The following is a 26,703-nucleotide window of genomic DNA, read 5'->3' as shown; positions in this document are numbered from 1 at the left end:
TTAAGCTTTATTCAGGCCATTCAATTCGTTAATGAGAGGATAGTTATAAAACCGTTTACCGGTAAGTTTATATAAAGCACTGGCGACAGCACCAAATACCGGCGGGAATGGAGGTTCGCCAAGCCCGGTAGGATCGATATCATTCTGAACAAAATTGACATCTATCTTTTTAGGAGCTTCTTTGATTCTGATCATACGATACTGATGGAAATTCTTCTGCTTAATCTCACCGTTTTCCATTGTTAACCCGCCATAAAATGCATTACCAATTCCATCTACCACAGCACCTTCTACCATATTGGATGCGGCATCCGGGTTGATAACGATACCACAATCCGCGGCACTGAAGACGCGTTCAACATACGGTTGCCCATCTTTCATAACCATATCAACCACGTGAGCAACATAAGAATTATGACAGAAATAAGCCGCCACTCCACGGTGGTATTTCTTATTTTCAGGCTTGTTCCATCCTGATTTTTCTTTAACCAATTGCAATACTCCAGCATACCGGTCAGCGTTATAGTCGTTGTTTCTGCCGACAGGGTTTTCCTTTGCTCTTTTTAAAAGCTCAAGCCTGAAATCAATTGGGTCCTTCCCCATAGCTTCGGCCAGTTCGTCAAGGAACATCTGTTCTGAAGCTGCAGCAAAGTTTGAACCCGGTGCGCGGAAAGCACCTGTAGTAATATTTGAAGCAATTCGCCATCCTTCGGCCAGGTAATTATCTACGGCTCCTGCAGGAAAACGATTTGCATGAATAGCATGTTCAGGAATGCCGCCTCCCTTCACATGCAGGGCGATAAGGTTTTTATTGGCATCCAATGCAGCCCGATAGGTTGTGGTATAGGTAGGCCGATAAATGCCGTATGTCATATCATCTTCCCGGGTGTAGATTAATTTTACAGGTGCTTTTATTTTTTTGGATATAAGAGCCGCTTCATAGATATAGTGACCATAAGCCCTCAAGCCAAAGCCGCCGCCCATGCGGGTCATCTGAATCTCGATTTTGTCTGCAGGAAGGCCGATCAGTTTTGCAAGCGTAGATTCTGACCAACCGGGTGCCTGAAGTGGTCCGGCAACAAGTGCTTTATCATCCATAACATGCGCAAAGAAATTCATCGGCTCCATACAGTTGTGGGCTAGAAAGGGCCCATAATACGTACGTTCAATGATCTGGGCCGCATTTTTAAAAGCAGTTTCCGGATCTCCGTCCTTTCTTAGTTGTTGCGCAGGCTTGGCTCCATATTCCTTGAATTTTTCGAGTTGTCGCGTGGTACTCTCGAGCTCACCGGGAACAGTTACTTCTGTTTTGCCGTTTCTACCGCCCATAGTATTTTTAAGGGTACTGCCCATTGGCTCCCAGGTCACTTTTAATTTTTTACGGGCTTGTATCACTTCCCAGGTGGTGTTTCCTACCACAACCAGCAGTTCATTGAAACTACGGGTATCAAAGCCGCCCTGTTCAAAACCGTCCTCGTACAGTGTCTGCCGAAACACGTCTTTGATGCCAGGCATTTTTAATGTTTCTGTTGCATCAAAATCCTTCAGTTTCATACCAAAGGCAGGTGGGTGTTCGATCATCGCGATCAGCATCCCTTCGTATTTGTAATCCAGCCCGAACAGTGGTTTGCCAGTAACCAGCTTTGTCCCTTCTACATTTTTCTTGGAATTCCTCACTACACTGAAATTCTTTGGCTCTTTCAGCTTCATGCCTTTAGGAACTGGAACTGTAGCAGCTTTTGAAGAAAATTGTCCATAGGTACCTGATTTGCCGGTTTTTTCGTGGTGTAGCATTCCGGCTTTGGTAGTAATTTCTTCAATGGGAACGCTCCAAGTCTGGGCTGCGGCTTCTTTTAGCATCTGGCGGGCGGCAGCGCCTGCCTCACGTAAAGGTCTCCAGTACATCCGCATAGAATTACTTCCACCTGTAAACTGCGCACCCAATTTTACGCTGTCATGCGGTCCCATTTCCACTACAACGTTCTTCCAGTCAGCATCGAGCTCTTCTGCTACTATCATGGGAAGGGAAGTCATCACATTCTGCCCGAATTCAGGATTCGGGTTAATGATCTTGATGATATTATCGGGAGTTATTTTAATATAACCGTTGATCTCAATCCATTCTCCAGCAGCTAACTCTCCCGCTTCACCCGCAGGTTTGAATCCTGAAAGCCAGGTAAAACTTAAAAGGAGACCTCCTCCCGCAAGAGTGGAGGACTTCAGGAACGCCCGTCGGCTGTGTCTGTTCTCAACGTTTTCCATATAGTAAACTTTATTGGCTGATTAAACAGTATTGTTTGTTTTAAAGTTAAGCCCTTCCTTTCAACTTTTTTCCAGTCCAAACAGAATCAGTAAAATTGGTAGAAAATCCGTAATCTGGATAAGCGGACGGCTGCGCACTATGCATATTTTGCAATAGTATCCTTATAAATGAGCTCCATTATAGGCATACCCCGCTTCGGAGAATTTCCTGCAGCAAGCTCAATAATTCAGTATGGAATGGTATCCGGTCAAATTTATCCACCAATGGTTATCATGCTCCTGTTTTCGATATGCGAAGCGTCAAGTTGATCAAATGAACCTGAGAATTGCCCACCCAGCTCTTTCGCCTTTTTGGCAATGTTGTCATGTATAAGTGGCAAAATTTCGTTCCCATTTCTGAGTGGTGTTAAAAGGTCTGTTTCTGTTTTTGAGAAAAGACAGTTCTTCAGTTTGCCATCAGCCGTTAATCGCATACGGTTGCAGGAATCGCAAAAAGGGGAGCTCATGGTACTGATCACAGCAAAAGAACCTTTATGTCCTTCCGGTTGGTAATGTTTCGCTGTATCGTTTTTATCTCCAGCCAGGGGCATGAATTGATATTTACGGGAAACTTCAGTGAGTATATCATGTAAAGTATATACCTGGTTACTCATCCAGCGGTTGCCGCTGAAGGGCATGAATTCGATGAACCTGATTTGAATTGGTGTATCTTTTGTCCATTCAATAAAATCGTGAATCTCGTCATCATTCAATCCCTTCATTATAACCACATTGATTTTTGGAAAAATATGATGCGTGAGCAAAAGATCAATATTTGCACGCACTCGCTTGAAATAATCACGATGAGTGATCTTCCTGAATCTTTTTTCCTGTAAAGAATCTAGGCTGATATTAATCTGTGAAAAGTTAGCATTTAATATTTCGGGAAGCATTTCATCGATTCGCACGGCATTGGTTGTGATAGCGAGATTGACAGACATCTGGCTCAATCTTCTGATAATGTCAGGTGCATCTTTCCTTACCAAAGGCTCTCCGCCTGTTAACCTGATCTTTGTTACACCTTCGCCCACAAAAAGCCTTGCCAAAGTTTCGATTTCTTTAGGCTGCATAAGTTTGGAGGCAGGTGTGAAATTATACTTCTCATCAGGCATACAGTAAAAACACCGCAAATTACAATTATCCGTAAGCGATATGCGGAGGTAATTGTGAATTCTACCAAAACTATCTTGTATCATCTCTTCTTTATCTTTTTATTGGTATTTTCTGTTGATTTACCATTTACCTGTAGAAGGGATATCGATGAAGTCTTTCCATAGATTGTTTTCAGCAGAAAATATTATTGCAAGCTGATTAACATCAATCGATCCACCTGGTTATATTCCTCGTTAGTTACCGCTTGCATCCATTTAACCCCACCAGTAAGGCCCGTAATGGAGGTATGCGTCATGGCAGTCGCAGAAGATGCACCATGCCAGTGGGCTACATTAGCCGGGCATTTGATGGTCTCACCTGTTTTGATTACCCTAGGTAGGGTTCCTCTTTCCTGGTAATAGCCTGTTCCCTGCGTAACAATAAGTATCTGTCCTGCGCCGTGTGAATGCCAATACGATCTTGCACCTGCCGCAAAGCTCACACTCGCCACATAAATATTCAGTGAGCTGTCGCCGGTTGCCATCATTTTTACAGCAACGTTGCCTGTCATATTAGGCGTCGTCCAGCCGGTATGTGGTACAGCAGTTGTTCCGAGAATCTTATTTAATAAAGAATCTGCACTATCCCCCTCCGCTTTTCCCACCTTTTCCGCAATAAGAGAAACAGTTTGCTGAAGTTGCGCTGCGGTTAGCCCGTTTCGCATAGCCACAACCATGTGCGAGCGTAACTGTCCTTCTGCTTTGCCAATAGCAGCCAGTGCCGATACAGTAACTAGCTCTCTTGTTTTCCAGTCAAGGTTATCGCGGCCAAATATGTCTGCAAACAGATGCTCTTTTAAAAACTGCTCGATGATTGGTGCGAACTGGCCCCCAGCAGCCATCGACGATCCAGTCAGCCGCCTTAGATTTTCTGTTCCCAATTCATATTTTGTTTTACCAGAAGGTAATGGACTTGCAGATTTTCCTTCGGTATCGTTTATTCCCTTTTGCAGTCTTTCATGCAATAACGATTGAAAAGTATTAATTGCATTAAGGCTCCTTGGGAATCCTGAATAAGCATACAACTGGTAGAATACCTCTTTGATCTCATTAATGCTCAACCCGGCATTAAGTCCTTCGTTCAATGATCTTTTTAATAATAGCTGATCCCCGTTTGCTGCGAATGCTGAAATAGTTACAATGCTTTGTTGTTTTGCATCAAGTGTTTGTGCAAAGGATTTGGTTGCAGTAATCAGTGTGAACAGTATCAATAGTTTTTTCATATTGTTTCTTTAATGCAAATTCCCGCTGGTAACAGCTTTTTCTATCAGATCGATTCTTGCTTTTTTAGGATCCAATTTACCTTTGGCTGTTCCATCTGACTGAATTTCCAGAAGCTCATTCTTACGATTGGTAAAACCCGGCCAGTTAGGTAAGCCGCTTCCATTAGGATTACCTGTCTTTGCAAAATTTGCCCAGTATGTATTCATCATTTTCGCAACGGCCTGATCTTTTGGATCAATTGCGGCGCCGTTGGGAGGAGTTCTTAAATTATCAAAAACATAGGGAATTTCAGAAGCATGCGCTGCACCATAACGCATCCTTTGTTGCATAGATGGCGAGACGTATGAGAATAGATAAATGTAAGCCGACGCACCGCTCGCAGTAATCGCCCTTGCCGTGAAACGAGCCGGTTCGGCCCATACCTTATCTGTATTGACCATGGTAAGCATTTTAGGAAGTTCAGTGTTTCCATCCGCATCATATACCGAACCCGCATCGCTCTTCATCGCACCAAATAAATTAAGTAACGCTTCTTTTGAATTTGCATTCACAAAGCCTCCGGAGACTTCTGCACTATTTGAACCGATGATCACAGGAATTCTTGGAGCCCTTCCTTTGTTGTATGCGCTTTGCGCAGTTTCAACCACCAGTTTTCCATCAAGAATAGGCCCGGAATAAATGGGAGCGCCACTAGTAGCGTCGGTTTCCTGTCCGCCATCTAATATTCTTGCAGCACTCAACCTACGAAGTTGTTGAAGTGCTGCTATATCCGTCCCATTTATACCTTGTTTCTTTGCAAAATTGACGCCTATTGTTTCGGCTGATATTGGGTAATACACATCACTGTTCTCTTTGCTGATTGGTCGTCCGGTAAGCACGCCATCACGGCCACCTCCCGATTCCACGATCGCCTTATGAAATAATCCTCGTGCACTGGTAATAGTAAGTAATGATTGAACAGAAACACCTCCTGCCGATTCGCCAAAGATGGTCACGTTTTTTGGATCGCCACCAAATTCAGTAATATTCTGCTGTATCCATTTCAGTGCAGCGATCTGATCCATGTAAGCATAGTTTCCTTTGAACTCATCCGGGCGTTCGTTACTTAAAGCGGGAAAGGCAAAAAAGCCAAAACGGCCCAGACGGTAATTGATGCTGACAAGTATAACACCCTGGCTTGCAAATGGAATGCCTTTGTAATCACCTTGCGAACCGCTACCAAATACAAAAGCACCACCGTGTATCCATACCATCACCGGTAGTTTTGCTGAGGAGGTTGCATACGATGGTTTCCAGATATTCAGGAACAAACAATCCTCTGAAGAAGTTTTAGCCATAGAATCTGTTCTTGGAAATCCCATCTGTGCGCAGTCGGAACAATACTTGGTTGCATCACGTTCGCCTTGCCACGCCACAGCAGGTTGTGGCGGCCTCCAGCGAAATTCTCCTACCGGTGGCGCCGCATAAGGTATTCCTTTAAAAAAGGTTACCTCTCCCGCTGTAACACCGCGCAACACTCCAGACGCAATGCGCACAACCGTCGCCTCCTGCGCATTCAGTGAACAGGCAAATAAGAGAGCAAGACCCAATACAACTTTTCTCATGGCATTATATTTAATTGGTCAATAATGTTTGCGCTATTTAGTTGAATATTTTAATTCGCTGCAACCATTTTTTTACATCCTTTTCAACCGCAACTGCTTTTTCATCTCTGATTTCAAGTAATCGTCCGCTTATTTCAAATCCTCCTGTAGTTGAAAACCCTTCAGGAATATTGCAGCCTGGGCATAATTCTTTCACCGTATCATAACTGCTGCCCTTTCCATATCCTCCATTGGTATTAAAAAGAATAACCGTTCTATTTTTAAGATCATACTGCTTTAGAAAAGTTTTAATCGGCGGAGGAAGTTTCATTCCCCATGTGGGGAACCCGAGGAAAATTATTTCGTATTTTTCTATGCTGTCAATCCTTGTTTTTAGTGGAGGCAGGTAACCTGTTTCGTTTTCACGTACGACCTGTCCGACGGTGGTGCGATAATTTTCAGGATAAGGTGTTACCAATTCAAGCGAAATTAATTTTCCGCCAACCTGTTTGTGAATCATTTCCGCCACCGCCTTCGTGTTGTTTGTTCTTGACAGGTATACTATCAAGACCTTTTCACTCGCAGGCTTTTGTGCTTGTACACAACCTGCAAGCATAATAAGAAGTAAGATAGGAACGTATCTCATGTGTACCTTTTGATACTTATATAGACTATTTGTTTGCACCTAATTTTACCGGTCTGCGCAAATGCGAAAATGTGAGTGATCCCATTTTCCACTTTCCATTTTCTTTAATATACACCTCAGTTACCATAAATGGGTTAGTAACTTCATTTCCACCCACTACCGCTACGAGATCAATGTCGTTTAGCAATATTGCTGTGTTACCAAATATATTTACCGATACTGCATACACTTCAGCTTTCTTATACCAGATTCCGCCATCCTTAATAGTTTTCATTTCCACTGTTTTCCCCCAAGTGCCACCCATGTGAATAAACATAGCTTTCTCATCAAAAAGCAGGTTTAATGAATCAACGTTTTTGTCCGCCATCCAATTCCATTTCTTTGTTGAAAGATTAATGACTTCCTGTTGGTCTGGTGTATTACTCCCAGAAGATTTAATTGTTTCGGTTGGCTGTGCGTAAGATTGATGGATCATCATCACCATTAAAAAACATCCGATAATTTTCATTTTCATATTGCATTATTTTAGAGATAAATAATTCTGGTATCAAACATTAACGGTCGATCATTTTTTGCGCCTGCTCTGAATAGCGATGGCCCTGTACGTCAATATCAGACAACGCAGTATTAATTTTTTCGAGGTCAGCGGCAGATAAAAAGATACCCGTTGCTCCCACATTTTCTTCCAGTCTGTGCAGCTTCGTTGTACCTGGAATGGGAGCTATCCATGGTTTCTGTGCGAGCAACCAGGCAAGTGCGATCTGCGCAGCAGTTGCGTTTTTTTCTATTGATATTTTTTTCAAGAGTTCCACCAACGCACGGTTGGCTCTCCTGTTTTCTTCAGAAAAACGCGGAACAGAATTGCGAAAATCATTTTTATCAAAACTTGTATGCTCATCAATAGCTCCCGTGAGAAAACCTTTACCCAGCGGGCTGAATGGAACAAAGCCGATTCCCAGTTCTTCTAATGTGGGTAATATTTCTTTCTCGGGTTCGCGCCACCATAGAGAGTATTCACTTTGCAATGCGGTCACAGGATACTCAGCGTGTGCTTTGCGGATTGATCCGACACCAGCTTCAGAAAGACCGAAGTGTTTTACCTTTCCTTCACGAATCAAATCAGCTACTGTTCCGGCAACATCTTCCATAGGAACAGCAGGATCAACCCGATGCTGGTAAAACAGGTCAATACGGTCCGTTCGCAGGCGCTTCAACGATGCTTCTGCCACTTCGCGGATCCGTTCAGGCCTGCTATCTGTACCAAAGGAAGTCTTACCTTCTTTAAAACCAAATTTGGTAGCGATCACTACTTTGTCACGATAAGGTAACAAGGCTTCCCCCAATAATTCTTCATTTATGAATGGACCGTACACTTCCGCCGTATCAAAAAAAGTAACTCCTTTCTCTACTGCTGCATGCAGTAATTTGACGGCATCATTGGTATCTGTTGCCGGTCCATAACCAAAGCTCAGTCCCATACAGCCAAGGCCAATTGCCGACACTTCTAAGCCACTTTTTCCCAATTGTCTTTTTTGCATGTCTTTTTTTTAACGTCTTTAATTATTTAACTTTCGTTCGCCCAGCCATTTCACCATTTTAGGATCACGATGATCAAAAAAACTGCTGGCTTTCATGTCCAGGCTTTTGATCAATTCCATATCTTCAATGCTCAAGACAAAATCAAAAATATTGAAGTTTTCTTCCATTCTTTCCTTTCGAACCGATTTTGGAATCGCGATCACGCCACGCTGTGTAAGCCAGCGTAACACGATCTGCGCAATAGATTTATTATATTTCTTAGCGATAGATCCTAAGAGTTCGTTTGAAAACAAGTTGTTTTTTCCTTCGGCAAATGGCCCCCAGGATTCGATCTGTACATTATTTTCATTGAGAAAATCATGCGTTTCGTTTTGCTGGTGGAATGGATGTGTTTCAATCTGATTAATTGCGGGAATCACTTCATTGTGTATGATCAGGTCCAATAACCGGTCAGGTTGAAAATTGCTTACACCAATTGCTTTGATCCTGCCTTCATGATACAATTTCTGCATCACATTCCATTCGCCATACACATCGCCATAAGGCTGATGAATCAGGTATAAATCCAGGTATTCCAGTTGCAATAGTTTCAAAGACTGTTCAAAGGCCTTCCTGGTTCCTGCATAGCCATCGGATTGTATCCAGAGTTTGGTGGTAATGAAGAGTTCTTCCCGCGGTACACCACATGTCTTGATGGCCCGGCCAACAGCTTCCTCATTCATATAAGATTGGGCTGTATCGATCAGCCTGTAGCCGGTGTCAATTGCATCAAGTACGCTTCTTTCGCATTCGGCAGGATCGGGTACCTGAAATACGCCAAATCCGAGGATTGGCATCTTTATCCCGTTATTTAATGTTACTGTCTGCATTCCTTACTGATTTCTTAAACAAATATCCTACCATAACCCGTAGGGGGATAGAGACAGATTACGGTTTGTTCTACCATTTTTACTGATTCTGGCCAAAGAGGTGGCAGACTAACAGATATATTGATAAGTTTGAGTTCTAAAATGCCCGAAATGGACCAGGTTATTAATTTTGATACGATCAGTAAGTATAACGAGTTTAACAAGAATGAGACAAAACACCCGCTGGTAAGTATCGTCGATTTTTCAAAGGCCGATCCGAGGCATGGCGGTTTCAAAGCATTGTTTGGCTTTTATACTGTCTTTTTAAAAGATGTTAAATGCGGGGATCTTGCTTATGGAAAGAATACATATGATTACCAGGAAGGAACCCTTGTTTTTTTAGGTCCGGGTCAGGTTTTAGCAGCGGCTTACAGTGAAGAAGCGTATCAACCAAAAGGTTGGGGTCTGATCTTCCATCCTGATCTTATCGCCGGAACATCTTTGGGTCGGCACATACATGATTATTCTTTCTTCGGTTATGAAATCAGGGAAGCTCTTCACCTTTCAGAACGTGAACGAAGCATCGTATTAGATAGTTTTTCAAAAATTGATTTTGAACTGGAACACGGCATAGACAAACACAGTAAAAAGCTGATCATTGCGAACATCATTTTATTCCTTGATTATTGCACAAGGTTTTACGATCGTCAGTTCATTACTCGTGACAACGTACATAAAGGAATATTGGAAAGATTTGAAGCACTATTGAGCGGCTATTTCAATTCCGACAAACCAGCAACTATCGGTTTACCCAGTGTTGCATATTGCGCTGAGGAGTTAAATCTATCTTCTAATTATTTTGGCGATCTGATCAAGAAAGAAACAGGAATAACTGCGCAGGAATTCATCCATACCAAGATTATCAATATTGCCAAAGAACGAATTTTCGACGTGAACAAATCCGTTAATCAGGTAGCGTTAGAAATGGGTTTTAAATATCCGCAACATTTTACGAGGTTGTTTAAGCAGAAGGTTGGTATTTCTCCTAATGAATATCGATCGCAGAACTGATATATGAACAAGTGGCCTACTCAAAAAATCAACCACAGAATCAGCGGAAATGGCAGAAGAATTCCTGAGCAAACACTAATAACAACGACACAACCAAATTATTTCGCTATTGGGAGATCTGCTTATTGAACAATCAATTGATGAATTTGTAGCAAATCAAAGTGAGGCTGAATAAATTTCTGAAGTGTGGAACTCTCCTTAGGTCTCCCTAAAAAATTTAGTTTATCGTAATTTTATTATGCGATTAACCATACGCAACCAACTCCTTTTCATTCTAAGTTATCTAAAAAAGAAAGGAAATGCTATTAACATTTCCTTAGCTTTTGTGGAGTCGAGGGGAGTCGAACCCCTGTCCAAACATCGCTACCATTAGCTTTCTACATGCTTATTTCCTGATTATTTGTCGGCACGCTGCAGGACGGGAACAAACCAACAACACGCTTAGCTGGATGGGCTTAGGTAACAGTCACAGCCTTCTGTTACAGCATCTCCTTTTGATTTGAGTCGGCGGCGGCACCTGGAAAGAAGCGAACCTGTGCGGCGGCCCAAATGGTTACTTAATCACTGATTAAGCAGCCATGGCATACTGAGTATTGCCATTTGAAGTTTGCGTATTCAGATTAAAGTGCTAATTACGCAACGCACTGCATGCTTACACCAACCGTAACCTATGCTGTCAAAACCAATACGACCCCAGGTTTGGTTTGGGGTTTGGAGTTTGGGGTCTGGAGTTTTATTCTGTTCCCTCAAATCCAAACCTTTTATAAACGATCTTTAAATTTCTGTCCTTTAATAGGCACTTTATTCAGATAGTGGATCAGTGCGCCTATTCTTTTTACTAAAGTTTCTACACAAACCGATAAATTATCATATTGATGCTGATCTATCAGTCCACAATCAATACACCTTGTTAACTGCGACTTTGATTCTTCAGCAGAACCTTTTGCAATGGTAAGAAAGTTAACAAATTCATTTTTACTACCACGGCCAAAACCTTCTGCTATATTATCCATAATAGAGCCTGATGCATTCTTCATCTGCTGCTTTAATCCTGGCTCATAGTTAAATGACTCCGCTGTTAAAATCCGGTTGATTTCCCTTGCATAACTCCTTGCCATTTGCTATATCTCAAGCTCTTCCAGCTTAGTAATCGTAGACATACAAAATACCATTTTCCTCAAAACTACCTTTCACACTTACAACACACAATAGGTATTTATACTTAACCCCCAACCACAAAACCCTTAACAACCCCAAACTCCAAACCCCAAACCCCCAACTATTTAAACAGTCTCCAGAAATCTAACCCCAAAGCGTATGCCATTAATCCCAACAGCAGTATCATGCCTGCCATTTGAGCATATTCCATGAACTTATCGCCGGGTTTGCGGCCGGTGATCATTTCAAAAAGTGTAAATAAGGCATGCCCGCCATCCAATGCCGGTATGGGCAGGATATTCATGAAAGCGAGGATAATGGAGAAAATACCGGTCAGTGTCCAGAACCTCTCCCAATCCCATACACCGGGGAAGGTATTGCCAATACTGATCACACTACCCAACGAATCGCTGGCAGCCACTTTGCCCGTAAACAGTTGTTTCAGTCCGGTTACATAACGGCTCAGGGTTTCCCAGCAATGATTAAAACCGATGGGAATAGAAGCGGCGAATGAATACTGCTTATGCACCGTTCCCAGCAGTTCCATGGGAGAAGTAGCAAAAAATCCTACCGAACCCTTGCTGCTGATATTGGCTTTTACCGGAACCGTATCATTGTTACGGATCACGGTAATGATAACAGCAGAATCTTTAAAATTCTGTTTTACTTTTTCAAATTCATGCCGGTATTGAAAGAACTGGTTATTAATGGCGATCAACTGGTCGCCACGCTGTAAGCCACTCTCCTTTTTACTCGCTACCGAATCCACAATTACAGGGTAACGGGGATATACCAGTCCGCTGAACTTTTTGTTACGGATGATCTTTTTAATGAACCCATCCGGGATGGCGAGGTCGATCGTTTGTCCTTCGCGTAACACCTGTATTTTTTTGGCTTCGCTTAACACGATCTCCGATTCCAGGGTACCGAAATATTCGATGGGCTTACCATCAATGGCCACAATATTATCTCCGTCTTTGATGCCGAGGCTATGTCCCAGTGAATCAGCATACACGCCGTATTTCATATTCTTCACCGGTAGGTTCTCTTCGCCCCATACCCAGGTGATACCGATAAAGATCACAATGGCCAGCAATACATTCACCACCACACCACCTACCATGATGATCAGGCGTTGCCAGGCCGGTTTGGCGCGGAACTCCCAGGGTTGCGGTGCTTGTTTCATCTGCTCTTTGTCCATGCTCTCATCAATCATACCCGAGATCTTCACAAAACCACCAAAGGGTACCCAGCCAATACCATATTCTGTTTCGCCGATCTTCTTTTTCCATAAACTGAACCAGGGATTAAAGAAGAGATAGAATTTCTCTACCCGGCATTTAAAAAAACGCGCCGGCAGAAAATGGCCCAGCTCATGCAGTACCACTAATATGGAAAAAGACAAAATGAATTGTCCTGTTTTTACACCTACACTTACCCAGTCAATTGCTAATAAACTCATACGTTCACACCCCTGAGGGATTTATTGGTTTTCGCTGATTAATTAAAATTACATGTGAATCAAGGAAGCCGCGAAGTTACGGGCCTCACCATCGGTTTCAAAATACTCTTCCAGTGTGGGACTTGGCAGGAAAGCGATCCTTGCCATGGTTTGTTCCACTACTTCTGTCATATCGAGGAAACCGATGCGGTTACGGAGAAAAGCATACACGGCTATTTCATTGGCCGCATTCAGGATACAGGGCATATTACCTCCCTGTTTCATCGCTTCCATGGCCAGTGCCAGGTTACGGAAGGTTTTGGTATCGGGCTCTTCAAAACTGAGGGTACCCGGTTTTTTAAAATCGTATCGCGGAAAATCATTTTTAATTCTGTTGGGAAATGCCAGCGCATACTGAATAGGCAGTTTCATATCCGGTAACCCCATCTGGGCTTTGATACTGCCATCTTCGAACTGTACCATGCTGTGGATAATGCTCTGCGGATGTACCACTACCTGCACCTGGTCGTACGTAAGATTGAATAACCATTTGGCTTCGATCATTTCCAGCCCCTTATTCATTAAGGTGGCAGAATCGATGGTGATCTTGGCGCCCATGCTCCAGTTAGGATGCTGCAAAGCATGGTCTTTTTTTACATTTACGAGGAAGTTGGGTTTTTTGCCGAGAAAAGGCCCCCCACTGGCAGTGAGAATGATCTTTTCAATTGGATTCCTGCCCTCACCTACCAGACATTGAAAAATAGCCGAATGTTCGCTATCCACCGGAATAATGGGGATCCGTTTTTCGGCCGCGGTGCGCATAATGATATCGCCCGCCACTACCAGGGTTTCCTTATTGGCCAGTGCAATGGGTTTGCTGATCTCGATAGCGCGCAAAGTGGGTTTTAATCCGGCATACCCCACAATGGCTGCCAGCATCATATCATAACAATCCAGCGAAGCCACTTCTTCCAGTGCTTTTTCGCCGGCAAATACTTTGGTATGGGTATGGGCAAGGGCTTCTTTTACAATGGGATATTTCTTCTCATCCCCGATCACTACAATATTGGGTTCAAACTGCAACGCCTGTTGAATAAGCAACACATCATTGGTCTGTGCCGTTAATACTTCTGCCGAAAAAAGGTCGGGGTTGGCGGCAATCACATCCAATGCCTGTGTTCCGATGGATCCGGTTGACCCGAAAAGCGCTATTCGTTTCTGACTCATTTAGTGTCTTTAATATACTTCCTACTGTTCTACAAATTACGTTAATAAGCGGGAGAAGGGGTTTGGAAATGGAAGAATGGCGAAATTTTGGTATGGTTTTACCATTTCGCGTTGTTTCTCAGCTCAAAAAAGGCTGCAAAGCATCCGCAATTACCCGGTCGTTGCTCAAACGGGGCACTTTGTTCTGCCCGCCCAGTTTCCCGATAGAGCGCATATAATCGATAAACCCGTTTTTCCGCACGGCCCGCACCTGCAGTTGCATCAGGATATTACCGCTGATCAGGTCATCATAATACACGTTCTTCTGGCGCAGGTTCAGGTCGAGCGAACGAACAAAACCTTCCCTGTCGGCCGGTTCCTGTTCAAATTCGATGAACCACTCGTGGTAACTCTTGCCTTTTTCCTGCTGTATCAGTGGTGCTACGGTAAATTCGGTAACCTTAACCTGATGCTCTTTGGATGCCTGTAACAGGGCTTGCTCCACTTCCTCGCCAATCACATGCTCCCCAAAAGCGGAGATAAAATGTTTGATCCGGCCACTCACCACCAGTCGGTAGGGATCGGTGCTCACAAATTTGACCGTATCGCCCAGGTTATAACTCCACAAACCGGCATTGGAGCTGATGATCATGGCGTAATTCTCGCCGGTTTTCACGTCACGCAGGCCTAAACGGGTAGGATTTTCGGCAAAGATCTCGCCCACCGGCACAAACTCATAATAAATACCACTATTCGTGTTCAGCAAGAGTCCTTCGGCATTTTGCGAGTCCTGGAAAGCAAAAAAGCCCTCACTGGCCGGGAAAAGCTCAATACTGTCTATCTTTTTGCCGATACTCTCGAACATCCGCGCCTTATACGGTTCAAAATTGACGCCACCCTGCACCATCACGCTGAAATGCGGGAACAGGTCAGCGATTTTTTTGCCGCTTCGCTCGGTCAGACGGTCGAAATACATCTGCATCCACGGAGGTATGCCGCTGATCAGGGTCATGTCTTTGTTGATCGTTTCGTCCACGATCTTATCCAGTTTGGTCTCCCAATCCTCGATACAATTGGTCTCATAACTCGGTAACTGGTTGGATCTCAGGTAACTCGGAATATGGTGGTTCACAATCCCGCTCAACCTCCCCGTAGGGATATTGGCCACCCGCTCCAGTTCCGGCGAGCCGCTGAGAAAGATCATTTTACCGCTCGCAAAAGCGGCATTCCCCGTTTCGGCCATATAACAAAGCAGGGCATTACGGGCCGTATTGATATGATTATCAATAGAATCTTTGCTGATGGGGATGTATTTCACCCCGCTGGTGGTTCCGCTGGTTTTGGCAAAATAGATGGGCCGCCCCTTCCAGAGAATATTCTGTTTGCCTTCTTTTACCTGTTCGATATAGGGTTTGAACTGCTCATAGTCGCGGATAGGCACCGCCTGCGCATAACCGGCATGGTCTGAAACGCTTTCGAGCCGATGTTCCTTACCAAAAACCGTGTTTTTACCGGTCTTGAGGAGCATTTTCAGGATCGCGTCCTGATCGTCCAGGGCGGTCTGCATGCTTTTACGTGTCTTATTATATATATAATTGGCAAAGGGACGTGCCAATAAGGATTTCAGATTCATCATGTCAAGGTCGCTAAAGGGGGCAAAAATAGAGGAAGTTTGGGGTTTGGGGTTTGGAGTTTGGGGTTAAAACTGCTTTTTTGCGAAAAAAAAGGAAAACCCAACCCCAAACCCCCAACCCCAAACGCCAAACCTCTACCCCCAAACCCGTTTTCCACCAGTGGGGACAAGATTTATTTGAAAAATGTTTGCGTATTTACGGCACGAAACCTTACCTTTGCCGTCCTAATTTTGGTAGCTATGTTAGCAGTTGTAAAAATCGCAGGTCAGCAATTTAAAGTACAGGAAGGTCAAAGCCTGTATGTTCCTCACCTGCAGGGTAAAACCGGAGATAAAGTAGAGTTCAGCGATGTGTTGTTTACAGACAACAGCGGAACCGTTTCTGTGGGCAGTGCTGTAAAAGCCACTGTAAAAGCAGAAATCATCAGTGATCTCGTACAGGGAGATAAAGTGATCGCCTTTAAAATGAAAAGGAGAAAAGGCTTCCGTAAGAAGCACGGTCACAGAACCCACTATACAAGAATTAAAATTGAAAGCATCGCTTAGTAAGCGATAATGAGTAAGATGATGATCGGGCGATGCCCGGTGTATTATTTTAGTTTTTAAAACAAAAGACTATGGCACACAAAAAAGGTGAAGGTTCCGTAAAGAACGGCCGCGATTCACAAAGCAAGCGTTTAGGTGTTAAGATATATGGTGGACAACCAGCACTCTCCGGAAATATCATCATCCGTCAGAGAGGTACCGTGTACCATCCTGGTAAGAATGTTGGTGTAGGAACAGACTTTACACTGTTCGCATTAACCGATGGTTTGGTAGAATTTAAGAAAGGGAAAAACGACAAAACCACTGTCTCCGTAAAACCGGTAGAAGTAACCGCTTAAAAGTTTTTTTTTGTAGTTCCAAATAAGTTTTTACTTTTAATGTATTAACTAACCATTAAATCTAAAAAAACATGGCAACTGCAAAAAAAGCCGCTAAGAAAGCCGCTCCTAAAAAAGCCGCTAAGAAAGCCGCTCCTAAAAAAGCTGCAAAGAAAGCTGCTCCTAAGAAAGCTGCAAAAAAAGCTGCTCCTAAAAAAGCCGCTAAGAAAGCTGCTCCTAAAAAAGCTGCAAAGAAAGCTGCTCCTAAAAAAGCCGCTAAGAAAGCCGCTAAAAAATAGTAGCCTTCTTATTTCTCAAGCAGAAATAGATTTAAGTCCCGGTAAACGCCGGGACTTTTTTATTGCGTAATCCCTACCTTCGAAACCCAATACCAGCAACGATATGGACAATTATGCCATTGCAGAGAACTTTGCCCTCTTAGGCAAGCTGATGGATATCCACGGCGACAATTCCTTTAAGGCCAAATCCTATTCTTCGGCCGCCTTCACCATCGACAAACTCACCACCCCCCTGTCCGAATTACCGGCCGAAAAAATCTTCGGGATCCGTGGTATCGGTGATGCCATCGGTAAAAAAATTGTAGAGCAACTGGAGACGGGGCAGCTCAGTTTACTGAACGAATACATTGCCAAAACACCACCCGGAATTATTGAAATGATGGGCATTAAGGGCATTGGTCCGAAAAAGATAGCCACCATCTGGAAAGAGCTCGAAATAGAAACTTTGGGCGAATTGCTCTATGCCTGCAACGAAAACCGGCTTACTTTATACAAAGGTTTTGGGGAAAAGACCCAACAGAATATCAAGGAATCGATCGAATTCTACTTTGGCACTTTGGGTAGTTATCTGTACCAGCAGATAGAGAGTTATGCCGTTGCGGTAGATAACCGCCTCAAAGAAAACTTTCCCGGGGAACAATTTATACTGACCGGTGAATTCCGTAGACAGCTCGAGATCATTAATACGCTCAGTTGGGTTACCACCCTGCCCATGGAAATGCTGAAAGACTTTTTTACACGGAATGAGTTTATGGTGGTAAACGAATCAGGTGATCAGATCGTTTTCAAAGGAAAAGAAAATGTGACGATGGGATTCTATTGCACTAATCCGGCTGCTATCGTTGCGAAATTATTCGTTACCAGTGCCAGTGACACATTCCTGGAAGCCTGGCAAACAAGCATCCAATGGAATGCCGGGGCTACTTATGCGAACGAGGAAGAGATTTTTACCGCAGCCGGCCTTCCTTTTATACCCGCTTACCAGCGGGAAGAAGCGAAGTTGATTGATAGAGCTAAGGCTGGTAAACTAACTACCCCCATCCAGCCAACAGATATTACCGGTATCATTCACTGCCATAGCAACTGGAGCGATGGGGTGCATACGCTGGAGCAGATGGCGGTAGCTGCCAAGAACAAAGGATTGCAGTATCTCGTGATCAGCGACCACTCCAAAACGGCTTTTTATGCCAATGGCCTGCAGGAAGACCGGATCCGCGCACAGCAGCAACAGGTAGATGAGCTGAATGCGAAACTGGCTCCCTTTAAAATCTTCAAAAGCATTGAAAGTGATATCCTGAACGATGGCAGCCTGGATTATTCGCCGGAAATTCTCTCCACCTTTGACCTCGTGATCGCCTCCGTTCACTCGAACCTGAAGATGAACGAGGAAAAAGCAATGATGCGTTTGATGAATGCCATAGAGAACCCTTACACTTCCATTCTGGGCCATATGACGGGCAGACTCTTACTTAGCCGCAATGGATACCCGGTAGATCACAAACGGATCATAGAAGCCTGTGCGGCCAACCAGGTAGTGATAGAACTGAATGCACATCCCCGCAGGCTCGATATTGACTGGCGCTGGATCGATTATGCGCTTGAAAAAAATGTACTCATCTCCATCGACCCCGATGCCCACGCTATAGATGGTTTTGATGATTGCCGTTACGGTGTATTGGTAGCACAGAAAGCCGGGGTAAGTAGAGAACAAAATCTGAGTAGTTATTCGCTGAGTGATTTTGAAGCGTTTGTAGCCAGGCAGAACTTAAAAAGACCGTAGGAACAGATGAACAGAGGAACAGACGAACAGAGGAACAGATGAGCAAGGAACAGATGAACGGAGGCGGAGAAGGAACACCGAATATCGAACTGGGAATATCGAACACCGAACCGAAAACATAGAACTCAAAACTTAGAAGCCAGAACCCCGAACCGCAGACGCCATAAGATACAATCGTATTTTTGCCTTCTCCGATCTTCTGTTCCTCTGTTCCTCTGTTCCTCTGTTCCTCTGTTCCTCTGTTCCTCTGTTCCTCTGTTCCTCTGTTCATCTATTACACTTCCGCCAAACTAATGTAAAACACCGTCCCCTCGCCTTCTGTTGATTCAAACCAGATCTGGCCGTTGGCCTTTTCTACAATGCCTTTGCAGATGGCGAGTCCCAGGCCCGTGCCGGATGATTTGGTAGTGAAATTGGGGGTGAAGATATTATCGCGCATGATCTCGGGAATACCGCCGCAGTTATCCTCTACCGATAAATAGATCACTCCATTTTCTTTTCGCTGGCGTATCAGGATAGAAATGCGTTTGTCTTTATCCGTATTGGCTTCTACCGCGTTCTGCAGCAGGTTGGTGAACAGGCGGTTCATCTGCACCCGGTCTGAATACACAGGATACGAACCTTCTTCTTTTTCCCACCTGATCTCAATGGCAGGATTGGCACTGTATAAACGGATCACAGACGAGAGCACTTCTGAAATATCAAAAGTTTCCATCCGCGCATTACCGATATTGGCGAACTGCGAAAAATCGCCGGCAATCTTGGATAACTGGTCTATCTGCTCAATCAGGGTTACAGCCATACTTTCTGATAACTCTTTTACATTGGGTGCACCCTTCTGTATCGAATTCTGCAGGTATTGGATACTGAGTTTCATAGGTGTGAGCGGATTTTTGATCTCATGCGCCACCTGCCTCGCCATTTCGCGCCAGGCCCCTTCCCTTTCGCTTTGCGCCAGTGCCTGCGCACTCAGTTCCAGTTTCTTCACCATCTTATTGTACTCTTCTACCAGCATACCAATTTCGTCGTTCCGGTTCCATTCAATGGCTTCGTTGATCTTGCCGAGATTCATTTCCTGCATTTTCTGCCCGATCAGGCTGAACGAAGCCGTGATCCGGCTGGTAAGGAAAAAGGCTATAGCACCCGCTATCAGGAATATAAAGGCATTCAGGTTGATCAGCGTAGCGAGAAACCCCGAGATCTCCTGGTTCAGTTCGCTCTGCGAGTTCAGGTAAGGAATATTGAGATAGGCGTAGTTATTACCGCTATCATCAGTAAGCGGTACATAAATACTCAGGTATTCAAAAGAACCAATGCTCTCCGACTGCATAAAACGGATACTATGCCCCGACAATAACTCGCGGTAAGCTTTCGGCTCCATTTTGGAGCTGAGTAATTGTTTGTTGTAGATATAGGGTTGGGTAGAAATGACGAGACTGCCACTCAGGTTATAATAGTTGATATCCACATTGTGCAGGTCAGAGATCTCGGCAATGGTTTTTTCGAGTCCGGCTTTTACACCCACATTATCCGGCACATCATCAAAAGCCTGGAGCGAACTCATGTTCGAATTCACTTCATTGGCCATTACCTGGATGGATTTGGACAGCCGCTCCTCATTGTTGCGGTTAAACCGCAGGATAAAGAAAGAGATAGTAGCAATCCCGATCACAATAAAAGAGAATACACTCAGGAAAATAATGGTAGCCTGAATCTGCGAGCGGATATTCAGCCGCATCATTTTACGCAGGGCAATGGCATTAAATCTCGCCTGTATCAGATAGTTCCCGAAATGAAAGAGCAGGATGATAAGCAGGAAAAAACAGAACAGGTAGGCAAACAGCGTAACCGCTTCCATAAAACCGGTATCCCGTTTTACCACCAGTACCTGTTTGTCGTTGGCAGAACTGTACCATAACTCGTTAAAGTCGCCCGCTTTTTTATACTGAAACTCCATTCCGGCCAACTGTTTTTTATCGAGTACCGAAGGAAAGCTATAGGTATTAAAATGATTGATCAACCGGCCGCGAACGTACACTGCGTATGCATAATTAGTGTTCAGATCAGAAGCCACATCCTGTACCTGGTTAAACAGTTCGGGGTAGAGGGCTTCGCTTTTGTAGCGTTTGGATTTGATGATCACATAGAGATACCCCAATATCTCCTGGTGGCGGCGTACTGTTTTCTCGTATATATAACTAAAGCCATCCACCGCATTTTCATAACTGAAGATATCCGGTATGGCCGTTGGTTTGGCGCGGTTGGTGATGATGGTTCGGATGGCAGCAAAATCCAGCGAATCCTCGTTGTGCAGGGGGTGGTACAGACTATCAAATGTATAGATCCGGGTATCATATTTATTCAGGTAACCGGAGAAATTCTGGTTTACCAGGCTATCCTTGATGTATTTATTGGAATACTCACTCTCTTCCAGCCGGTGAAAATTCTCGGTAAGAAATTGATCATCAAAATTGGTAGCGGCAATATTCAGCAGGTTTTCTCCGGAAGGATCTGTTTGCAGTGCCAGTTTCTCCGCAATCCGTTTCCGCTGCTCAAACTCCACTTTACCGTTCTGGTAAATCACCATGGTGGCAATAGACATCGTGAAGATCATCACCCAGAAAATAAAAAAACTGGATTTGAGTAAAGGAATGTCCAGGTCTTTTTTACGGCTGTTCAGCAACAGCAGGTACAGCAGTAACCATACCAATACCCAGAGATACAACCTGGTATCGGCAGCAGAAGTGGCCACCAAAACATAGGCGAATCCAAATAAGGCAATGGCCAAACATTGCAGATATACCGGCAATCCCGTCCTGATAACCGGTTGCAGCAGCACTTGTGAAAAATGAAAAAAGCTTAATACCAGTAAACAGAGAATCACAAAACTGATCACGCTGTAAATGGTAAGTCCGAAGAAATTGGTTACATCAAAAGGGATTTTGGAGTCTTTTACCAGGCTGGTAATAACACCCGCCAGCAGAAAACAGACCAGGGCAAGAATCAGCAGGCTCAGGTAAGCATATACCGTTGGTGTAAACCTTGAGCGGATCCAGGGTTGCCGGTCGGTATGGCTTTTGTAAAAGCTGACCACCCAGAACAGGAGTACAGCATTTACAAACAGGTCGCCCAGCGATGGGTGCAGGAAATTGGAAGCATAAATAGCCGGATCGAACAGTGCCAGCTTGCTGAAATCGAAAGGAAAAGAAAACCGGTAAGCAATCAGTCGAAGTAACAGCACCGATACCAGCAAAAACACAAAACCGGTTCTGAACCGGTATCGGCTCACCATTTCCAATGCCATGGCATGCAGGAAGATCAATAAGAGGATAATGGCCACTACCCGCAGAAAAATGGTAACAGGATCGTAAGCGATAAAGGATTTACCGGGTTTTAATTTAATGCGGAACAGTTCCTGTCCGTTGTACCCTTTTACAGGTAATGCCTGCGGATCTACACTGATTTCGTACTGTTCGTTGATACCAGGGTAACCGGCAAAAGCCGCATGGAGATATTTGTTCTCCATAAAATAAGCCCAGCGTACGGGTATCATGGCAAACAGATGATAGTGTTTGCCCCGCAGTTCCACTTCCTTTCGCAGCATTTCAAAATCGCCGTTCTGGTTGCCGATGAAATAACTCCCCTCCTTCAGTAACAGGTCTTCGCTGTTAATGTACATTCGGTTGGTATTCCAGTACACCAGCGAAGATGGCTGGTTATCTATCCGGGCTTCGTAAAGAAACAATCCGATCTCGCCCTGCAGTGGATCTTTTACGTCGGGAGATTGCGACAGGAGTGATTGCAGCAAGGCTGTATCGGCCGTTACTTCATTAAATTCAGCCTCCAGTGTTCGCAGGCGTTGTTCCAGTTTGCCTTGAACTTTTTTGGGAGTAGAATGATAACTCCAGTAATTGATGAAAATAAAAGAGATCGTATACAGCCATGCGGCGGTGATGATGAGGTAACCGTGTTTATATGCCGCCTGTCGTAATGAGTGGATCAAGTAAGTTTGTTTTGCTTTTTAACTTCGTTCCAGATAGCGTCCATCTGGGTCAGCGTCAGGTCCTGCAGTTTAGTACCCTGCCCTTCTGCAATAGTTTCCATCTGTTGAAAGCGCCGGATGAATTTCTGATTGGTTTTCTCCAGTACCCCTTCGGCATCTACCTGCAAAAACCGTGCATAATTGATCATACTGAACAATACATCCCCGAATTCTTCCTCTATCTTCTCCTGCGAAGCCAGTTGTATGGCTTCTTTCAGCTCGCCAATCTCCTCTTCTACCTTCTTCCACACATCTTCCTTATTATCCCACTCAAACCCCACCTGTTTGGCTTTTTCCTGGATTCGGGTGGCTTTTACCACTGCCGGCAACGAAGGTGGCACCCCTCCCAGCACTGATTTTTTATTGCCCTCTTTCATTTTCAGTTTCTCCCAGTTCTGTTTTACTTCTTCTTCGCCCGAAACTTTTACATCGCTGTAAATATGCGGATGGCGGAAAATGAGCTTTTCACAGATGCCATTCAGCACATCTTCCAGCTCAAACTGTTTTTGTTCCGAACCGATTTTTGCATAAAACAGGATATGCAGCATCATATCGCCCAGTTCTTCTTTGATACCTTTCCAGTCATCCGCTGTAATGGCATCGGCCAGTTCATAGGTCTCTTCAATGGTCAGCGGGCGAAGGGTGTGAATGGTCTGCTTTTTATCCCAGGGACATTGCTCGCGTAACTCATCCATGATCTTCACCAACCGTAAAAAACTATCTGTCTTGTTTTGCATACCTATCAATTTAAATGGCCATGGCCGAGAAAATAAAGAAAACTGTAAAGATAATCACCATCAGGAAGATCGACAGGAACCCTAACAGGAAATACTTCAGCAGGGTTTTGCCTCTGCCTTGCCCATAAAAGTTGCGCATGGACTTATACCAGTAAAAGATCACAAACAGAACAAATATGGTAGAAACCCAATCGGAGCCACTCATCCCCATATTCCCCATCAGCAGATCTATGAGCATACCCAGCAGAATGATGATAAAAGTGGCACAATACAGATGAATCGTATACACCACATGGTTTACATAAAAGAAGCTCTTCTTCCGTGAGTAGAGCAACTGCAGTAACAGGGCAAACAATGGCAGGGAAACAAACATCATCTGTGGAAAGAGGTGGCGGAATTTGGAGAAAACGGCCGTCCAGATTGCTTTACCATCGTTTTTATATTTCTCGCGCAGGTGCAGGTTCTGGTGGGCAAACCTCCGCTCAATAAAATTATCCCGCTTGCCGGGAGCCAATGTTTGTTGCAAAGAATCGTATTCTCTCTCGGTGCGGTAGCGCTGGTCGTTGGAAGAAATAGAGAAGATGGTAAAATTGCTTCCTTCCGATTTCAACCTTTTTTTAGCCGTGGTATCTTTCCGCAGTGCCGCCATATCACTATCCACCATTTGTATCGCTTTCAGCATGGGGGTACGCGCCATGGAAGGCATACTATCACTCAGCGTTTCCTGCAGATCCGCTTTCTTTTTTTCCAGGTTCTTCATCACCTGGGCAGCCGTAGGGTCTGTTTCATTGATTTTAACCACTTCTTCTTCCTTATGCAGGCTGAAGAATACGAGAAAGAAGAAGGCCGAGGTAAATACATACATCCTGATCGGGTGCAGGTAAGAAGCCCGTTTACCCCGCAGGTACTCCTTCGACAAAAACCCGGGTTTAAACAGCAGGTATCGCAGTGTACTGAAGAACTTGCCATCAAAATGGGTAACATCATAGGCAAAATGGGTAACCAGGTGCCAGAAACTCTCTTTGGGTTCAATATTTTCCTGCCCACAAATATGGCAATAGCGGCCCTGAACGGTGGCTCCGCAGTTTAAACAGTCTTTTTCTTCTCTTTCCTTTAAATGCGACACTTGTTAACGTTTGATTAAAAATACAGAACTATCTGATTGCAGCAAGAGGCTGGCAGCACTGTTTTTGGATTGTTGAAAACTGTACCTGACCTTTGGCAAAAATTAGCCCGATGCGTTTCTTCCTGGTTCTTATCTGTAGTTGTTTCTTTGTTACCGGTTTTGGGCAGTATTATTTTAATGATATTATTTCTACCCAGCTCAGCAACGAGCAGTACAAACTGCTGCGTTCGCAGAAAGTAAGGAAGATCAAAGCCACGAGTTATGAGGCCGACAACAGCCTTACCGAAGGTTTTCAACTGGAAGAAGATATCAGCATGGATGGCAAACGTATTATCCTGAGTACGGCCACATCAGCCGGTCGTACTGCCGTTACCAACCGGTTTTATGAACTGAGTAAACTGAAAAGAACCCAATCAGGCAGTCTTAATATAGATACACGCACGGAATACAGTTATACCGATAAAGGACAGGTACAGAAGATCGTACTTACCACCACCGACACTGCCATGAAAAGTACCTTAACAGAGGCACACGAATGGCAGTACGACAGTACGGGTGCACCGGTGCAGATGTTAAAGATCAAAAACAAAACAGACACGGTAACCGTGGTATTCCTCAAAGATGAACAGGGTCTGATAGCCGAAGAGCACTGGAAAAAGAAGAACCGCACACTCGAAACCTATTACTACTACTACGATGCCAATAAAAAGCTCACAGATATTGTACGTTACAACAGCCGGCTAAAAAAACTGATCCCCGATTTTCAATATGAGTACGACAGCAATGGACGGGTGAGCCAGATGACACAGGTATCGATGAGCAGTGCGAGTTATATTATCTGGAAATATACTTATACAGACAAAGGCCTGAAACAGAAAGAGCTGGGCTTTGATAAGGATAAAAAACTGATCGGCCGCATCGAATACAGTTATGAATAAACCGGCTTACCCCTCCGGTAATGGCTGGTTAGGGATCACCAGTGTAAAAGCTGTTCCCTTCCCATATTCTGAGCGTACAAAAATTTCGCCGCCGATACGCGTCAGTGCCTCTTTTACAATATAGAGCCCAATACCCAAGCCATTCTTGAAATCGGTACTGCGGAAAAAGATCTGGAAAATTTTATTGAGGTGCTCTTCAATGATGCCCACCCCATTGTCTTCGATATGGATCGTGGCGTTTTTCTCATTTACTACGGCCGATAATTTTACATTGGGATGTGGCTCTTCGCTGCGCTGGTATTTTACCGCATTGGAGATCAGGTTATTCAGGATCACCGATAAACGGAAAGCATCGCATCGGAAGCTAACCGGCTGCTCTACATGTACATCAAAAACAATCTTGGGGTTCTGCATATTACAAAGCTCAATGGCATCTGTAAATAGCTTCATAAATTCTACCTGTTCATGAATATCATCCAGGCGGATACCCTTGTAGTACTCGATGGTTTTGTGAATAAACGCGTCCATCTTGTTCACACAACTTTCTATCATCGCAAAATACTCGTTCTCTGCGCTTTCCGGCTGCTGCATTTTTGCCAGGTTCAGGATGCCGATGATATTGGCCAGCGGCGAACGCAGATCGTGCGAGGTACTGTATACAAAACGGTTCAGCTCATCATTGGCCTTCTCCAGTTCCGACACTTTATCACGCAGGGCTTTTCGTGTCTGGTATAATTCATAACCATTCTGGATGGCTGCAATCAGTTCACGTTCGTCCCACGGTTTTTTGATAAAGCGGAAAATCTCACCTTTGTTAATGGCATCGATCACCGATTCCATGTCGCTGTAACCGGTCAGTAAGATCCGGATCGGATCGGGATGTGCGCGGCGGATAATATTGAAAAACTCTACCCCGGTGGTTTTGGGCATACGCTGGTCGGCAATGATTACCTGGATGTCTTTTTCATTCAGGATATTCATCCCATCAGCAACGGTTTCTGCGGTATAGATATCATAGAGCCTGCGAAAACCAGCCTGAAATGCCAGCAGGTTATTGGCTTCATCGTCTATGTATAATACACGTACTTTGGAGTCGGGGGAATGCATACGGTAATGG

22 protein-coding genes and 1 other RNA gene are annotated in these 26,703 nt (G+C 44.3%); 6 read left to right on the top strand and 17 right to left on the bottom strand.

The genetic code is table 11. The features are described from left to right. From AC1RNB_RS14695 to AC1RNB_RS14660, 8 genes are all read right to left on the bottom strand, one after another. Complete coding sequence (locus tag AC1RNB_RS14695; protein ID WP_493083982.1) at positions 1 to 2,262, bottom strand: xanthine dehydrogenase family protein molybdopterin-binding subunit; 2,262 nt, start codon at positions 2,260 to 2,262, stop codon at positions 1 to 3. 254 nt (positions 2,263 to 2,516) lie between these two features. Further along, positions 2,517 to 3,497: a GTP 3',8-cyclase MoaA gene (gene moaA, locus AC1RNB_RS14690; RefSeq protein ID WP_493083980.1), complete on the bottom strand. Its 981-nt coding sequence runs from the start codon at positions 3,495 to 3,497 to the stop codon at positions 2,517 to 2,519. A gap of 101 nt (positions 3,498 to 3,598) precedes the next feature. Next, on the bottom strand, positions 3,599 to 4,675 hold the full coding sequence (locus AC1RNB_RS14685) for a carboxymuconolactone decarboxylase family protein (RefSeq protein ID WP_493083978.1): 1,077 nt from the start codon (positions 4,673 to 4,675) through the stop codon (positions 3,599 to 3,601). 9 nt (positions 4,676 to 4,684) lie between these two features. Then, complete coding sequence (locus AC1RNB_RS14680) at positions 4,685 to 6,280, bottom strand: carboxylesterase/lipase family protein (protein WP_493083976.1); 1,596 nt, start codon at positions 6,278 to 6,280, stop codon at positions 4,685 to 4,687. A gap of 37 nt (positions 6,281 to 6,317) precedes the next feature. Further along, positions 6,318 to 6,905, bottom strand: a complete 588-nt coding sequence (locus AC1RNB_RS14675) for a flavodoxin family protein (RefSeq protein ID WP_493083974.1) — start codon at positions 6,903 to 6,905, stop codon at positions 6,318 to 6,320. A gap of 25 nt (positions 6,906 to 6,930) precedes the next feature. Next, a complete protein-coding gene (locus AC1RNB_RS14670) occupies positions 6,931 to 7,419 on the bottom strand; it encodes a nuclear transport factor 2 family protein (RefSeq protein WP_493083972.1) in 489 nt (162 codons plus the stop codon). 40 nt (positions 7,420 to 7,459) lie between these two features. Next, on the bottom strand, positions 7,460 to 8,443 hold the full coding sequence (locus AC1RNB_RS14665; RefSeq protein WP_493083971.1) for an aldo/keto reductase: 984 nt from the start codon (positions 8,441 to 8,443) through the stop codon (positions 7,460 to 7,462). A gap of 18 nt (positions 8,444 to 8,461) precedes the next feature. After that, entirely contained in the window at positions 8,462 to 9,280 is an 819-nt protein-coding gene (locus tag AC1RNB_RS14660; protein WP_493083969.1) for an aldo/keto reductase, read from the bottom strand. Positions 9,281 to 9,463: 183 nt separating this feature from the next. Here AC1RNB_RS14660 and AC1RNB_RS14655 point away from each other — a divergent pair, with 183 nt between their 5' ends. Further along, positions 9,464 to 10,363, top strand: a complete 900-nt coding sequence (locus tag AC1RNB_RS14655; protein WP_493083967.1) for a helix-turn-helix domain-containing protein — start codon at positions 9,464 to 9,466, stop codon at positions 10,361 to 10,363. A gap of 323 nt (positions 10,364 to 10,686) precedes the next feature. Here the strand turns inward: AC1RNB_RS14655 and ssrA are convergent. From ssrA to AC1RNB_RS14630, 5 genes are all read right to left on the bottom strand, one after another. After that, positions 10,687 to 11,058, bottom strand: a transfer-messenger RNA (tmRNA) gene (gene ssrA / locus AC1RNB_RS14650). A 66-nt stretch (positions 11,059 to 11,124) separates the two neighbouring features. Continuing rightward, complete coding sequence (locus tag AC1RNB_RS14645; protein WP_493083965.1) at positions 11,125 to 11,481, bottom strand: four helix bundle protein; 357 nt, start codon at positions 11,479 to 11,481, stop codon at positions 11,125 to 11,127. 161 nt (positions 11,482 to 11,642) lie between these two features. After that, on the bottom strand, positions 11,643 to 12,983 hold the full coding sequence (gene rseP, locus AC1RNB_RS14640; RefSeq protein ID WP_493083963.1) for an RIP metalloprotease RseP: 1,341 nt from the start codon (positions 12,981 to 12,983) through the stop codon (positions 11,643 to 11,645). Positions 12,984 to 13,031: 48 nt separating this feature from the next. Beyond that, entirely contained in the window at positions 13,032 to 14,189 is a 1,158-nt protein-coding gene (locus AC1RNB_RS14635) for a 1-deoxy-D-xylulose-5-phosphate reductoisomerase (RefSeq protein WP_493083961.1), read from the bottom strand. A 118-nt stretch (positions 14,190 to 14,307) separates the two neighbouring features. Next, positions 14,308 to 15,801 carry a GH3 auxin-responsive promoter family protein gene (locus AC1RNB_RS14630; RefSeq protein ID WP_493084077.1) on the bottom strand — a complete coding sequence of 498 codons (1,494 nt, stop codon included), beginning with the start codon at positions 15,799 to 15,801 and terminating at the stop codon, positions 14,308 to 14,310. Positions 15,802 to 16,041: 240 nt separating this feature from the next. Here AC1RNB_RS14630 and rplU point away from each other — a divergent pair, with 240 nt between their 5' ends. The 4 genes from rplU to AC1RNB_RS14610 all read left to right on the top strand — a co-directional run bounded on the left by rplU (position 16,042) and on the right by AC1RNB_RS14610 (position 18,743). After that, positions 16,042 to 16,347, top strand: coding sequence for a 50S ribosomal protein L21 (rplU, locus tag AC1RNB_RS14625; protein ID WP_490835265.1), 306 nt, complete (start codon positions 16,042 to 16,044; stop codon positions 16,345 to 16,347). 71 nt (positions 16,348 to 16,418) lie between these two features. Continuing rightward, positions 16,419 to 16,685, top strand: coding sequence for a 50S ribosomal protein L27 (gene rpmA, locus AC1RNB_RS14620; protein WP_493083959.1), 267 nt, complete (start codon positions 16,419 to 16,421; stop codon positions 16,683 to 16,685). 71 nt (positions 16,686 to 16,756) lie between these two features. Continuing rightward, entirely contained in the window at positions 16,757 to 16,963 is a 207-nt protein-coding gene (locus AC1RNB_RS14615) for a hypothetical protein (protein WP_493083957.1), read from the top strand. A 103-nt stretch (positions 16,964 to 17,066) separates the two neighbouring features. Next, complete coding sequence (locus tag AC1RNB_RS14610) at positions 17,067 to 18,743, top strand: DNA polymerase/3'-5' exonuclease PolX (protein ID WP_493083955.1); 1,677 nt, start codon at positions 17,067 to 17,069, stop codon at positions 18,741 to 18,743. A gap of 274 nt (positions 18,744 to 19,017) precedes the next feature. On the opposite strand, the gene AC1RNB_RS14605 is transcribed toward AC1RNB_RS14610, so the two are convergent. From AC1RNB_RS14605 to AC1RNB_RS14595, 3 genes are read right to left on the bottom strand one after another with little or no spacing between them, the layout of a single operon-like run. Further along, entirely contained in the window at positions 19,018 to 22,746 is a 3,729-nt protein-coding gene (locus AC1RNB_RS14605; RefSeq protein ID WP_493083953.1) for a sensor histidine kinase, read from the bottom strand. Further along, on the bottom strand, positions 22,743 to 23,522 hold the full coding sequence (mazG, locus tag AC1RNB_RS14600) for a nucleoside triphosphate pyrophosphohydrolase (protein WP_493083951.1): 780 nt from the start codon (positions 23,520 to 23,522) through the stop codon (positions 22,743 to 22,745). The genes AC1RNB_RS14605 and mazG overlap by 4 nt, the downstream gene beginning before the upstream one ends. A gap of 10 nt (positions 23,523 to 23,532) precedes the next feature. Beyond that, the gene (locus tag AC1RNB_RS14595) at positions 23,533 to 24,648 is read right to left on the bottom strand and encodes a DUF3667 domain-containing protein (protein WP_493083950.1); all 1,116 of its coding nucleotides are present in this window, start codon (positions 24,646 to 24,648) and stop codon (positions 23,533 to 23,535) included. Positions 24,649 to 24,758: 110 nt separating this feature from the next. Here AC1RNB_RS14595 and AC1RNB_RS14590 point away from each other — a divergent pair, with 110 nt between their 5' ends. Continuing rightward, complete coding sequence (locus tag AC1RNB_RS14590) at positions 24,759 to 25,586, top strand: hypothetical protein (RefSeq protein ID WP_493083948.1); 828 nt, start codon at positions 24,759 to 24,761, stop codon at positions 25,584 to 25,586. 6 nt (positions 25,587 to 25,592) lie between these two features. Here the strand turns inward: AC1RNB_RS14590 and AC1RNB_RS14585 are convergent, their stop codons facing one another. Next, on the bottom strand, positions 25,593 to 26,693 hold the full coding sequence (locus AC1RNB_RS14585) for an ATP-binding protein (protein WP_493083946.1): 1,101 nt from the start codon (positions 26,691 to 26,693) through the stop codon (positions 25,593 to 25,595). Positions 26,694 to 26,703: the final 10 nt, after the last annotated feature.

The organism is Sediminibacterium sp. GW821-FHT12F12 (genome assembly GCF_058806635.1).
The sequence above is the reverse complement of the archived record's forward strand: the minus strand, read 5'-3'. Positions and strand labels throughout refer to the sequence as shown.

Coding starts and splice junctions, on each gene's coding strand:
- AC1RNB_RS14610 (WP_493083955.1), top strand. CDS start 17,067: ATGGACAATTATGCCATTGCAGAGAACTTTGCCCTCTTAGGCAAGCTG.
- AC1RNB_RS14585 (WP_493083946.1), bottom strand. CDS start 26,693: ATGCATTCCCCCGACTCCAAAGTACGTGTATTATACATAGACGATGAA.
- rseP (WP_493083963.1), bottom strand. CDS start 12,983: ATGAGTTTATTAGCAATTGACTGGGTAAGTGTAGGTGTAAAAACAGGA.
- AC1RNB_RS14695 (WP_493083982.1), bottom strand. CDS start 2,262: ATGGAAAACGTTGAGAACAGACACAGCCGACGGGCGTTCCTGAAGTCC.
- moaA (WP_493083980.1), bottom strand. CDS start 3,497: ATGATACAAGATAGTTTTGGTAGAATTCACAATTACCTCCGCATATCG.
- AC1RNB_RS14615 (WP_493083957.1), top strand. CDS start 16,757: ATGGCAACTGCAAAAAAAGCCGCTAAGAAAGCCGCTCCTAAAAAAGCC.
- AC1RNB_RS14665 (WP_493083971.1), bottom strand. CDS start 8,443: ATGCAAAAAAGACAATTGGGAAAAAGTGGCTTAGAAGTGTCGGCAATT.
- AC1RNB_RS14675 (WP_493083974.1), bottom strand. CDS start 6,905: ATGAGATACGTTCCTATCTTACTTCTTATTATGCTTGCAGGTTGTGTA.
- AC1RNB_RS14655 (WP_493083967.1), top strand. CDS start 9,464: ATGGACCAGGTTATTAATTTTGATACGATCAGTAAGTATAACGAGTTT.
- AC1RNB_RS14660 (WP_493083969.1), bottom strand. CDS start 9,280: ATGCCAATCCTCGGATTTGGCGTATTTCAGGTACCCGATCCTGCCGAA.
- AC1RNB_RS14590 (WP_493083948.1), top strand. CDS start 24,759: ATGCGTTTCTTCCTGGTTCTTATCTGTAGTTGTTTCTTTGTTACCGGT.
- mazG (WP_493083951.1), bottom strand. CDS start 23,522: ATGCAAAACAAGACAGATAGTTTTTTACGGTTGGTGAAGATCATGGAT.
- rpmA (WP_493083959.1), top strand. CDS start 16,419: ATGGCACACAAAAAAGGTGAAGGTTCCGTAAAGAACGGCCGCGATTCA.
- AC1RNB_RS14670 (WP_493083972.1), bottom strand. CDS start 7,419: ATGAAAATGAAAATTATCGGATGTTTTTTAATGGTGATGATGATCCAT.
- AC1RNB_RS14630 (WP_493084077.1), bottom strand. CDS start 15,801: ATGAATCTGAAATCCTTATTGGCACGTCCCTTTGCCAATTATATATAT.
- AC1RNB_RS14645 (WP_493083965.1), bottom strand. CDS start 11,481: ATGGCAAGGAGTTATGCAAGGGAAATCAACCGGATTTTAACAGCGGAG.
- AC1RNB_RS14635 (WP_493083961.1), bottom strand. CDS start 14,189: ATGAGTCAGAAACGAATAGCGCTTTTCGGGTCAACCGGATCCATCGGA.
- AC1RNB_RS14685 (WP_493083978.1), bottom strand. CDS start 4,675: ATGAAAAAACTATTGATACTGTTCACACTGATTACTGCAACCAAATCC.
- AC1RNB_RS14680 (WP_493083976.1), bottom strand. CDS start 6,280: ATGAGAAAAGTTGTATTGGGTCTTGCTCTCTTATTTGCCTGTTCACTG.
- rplU (WP_490835265.1), top strand. CDS start 16,042: ATGTTAGCAGTTGTAAAAATCGCAGGTCAGCAATTTAAAGTACAGGAA.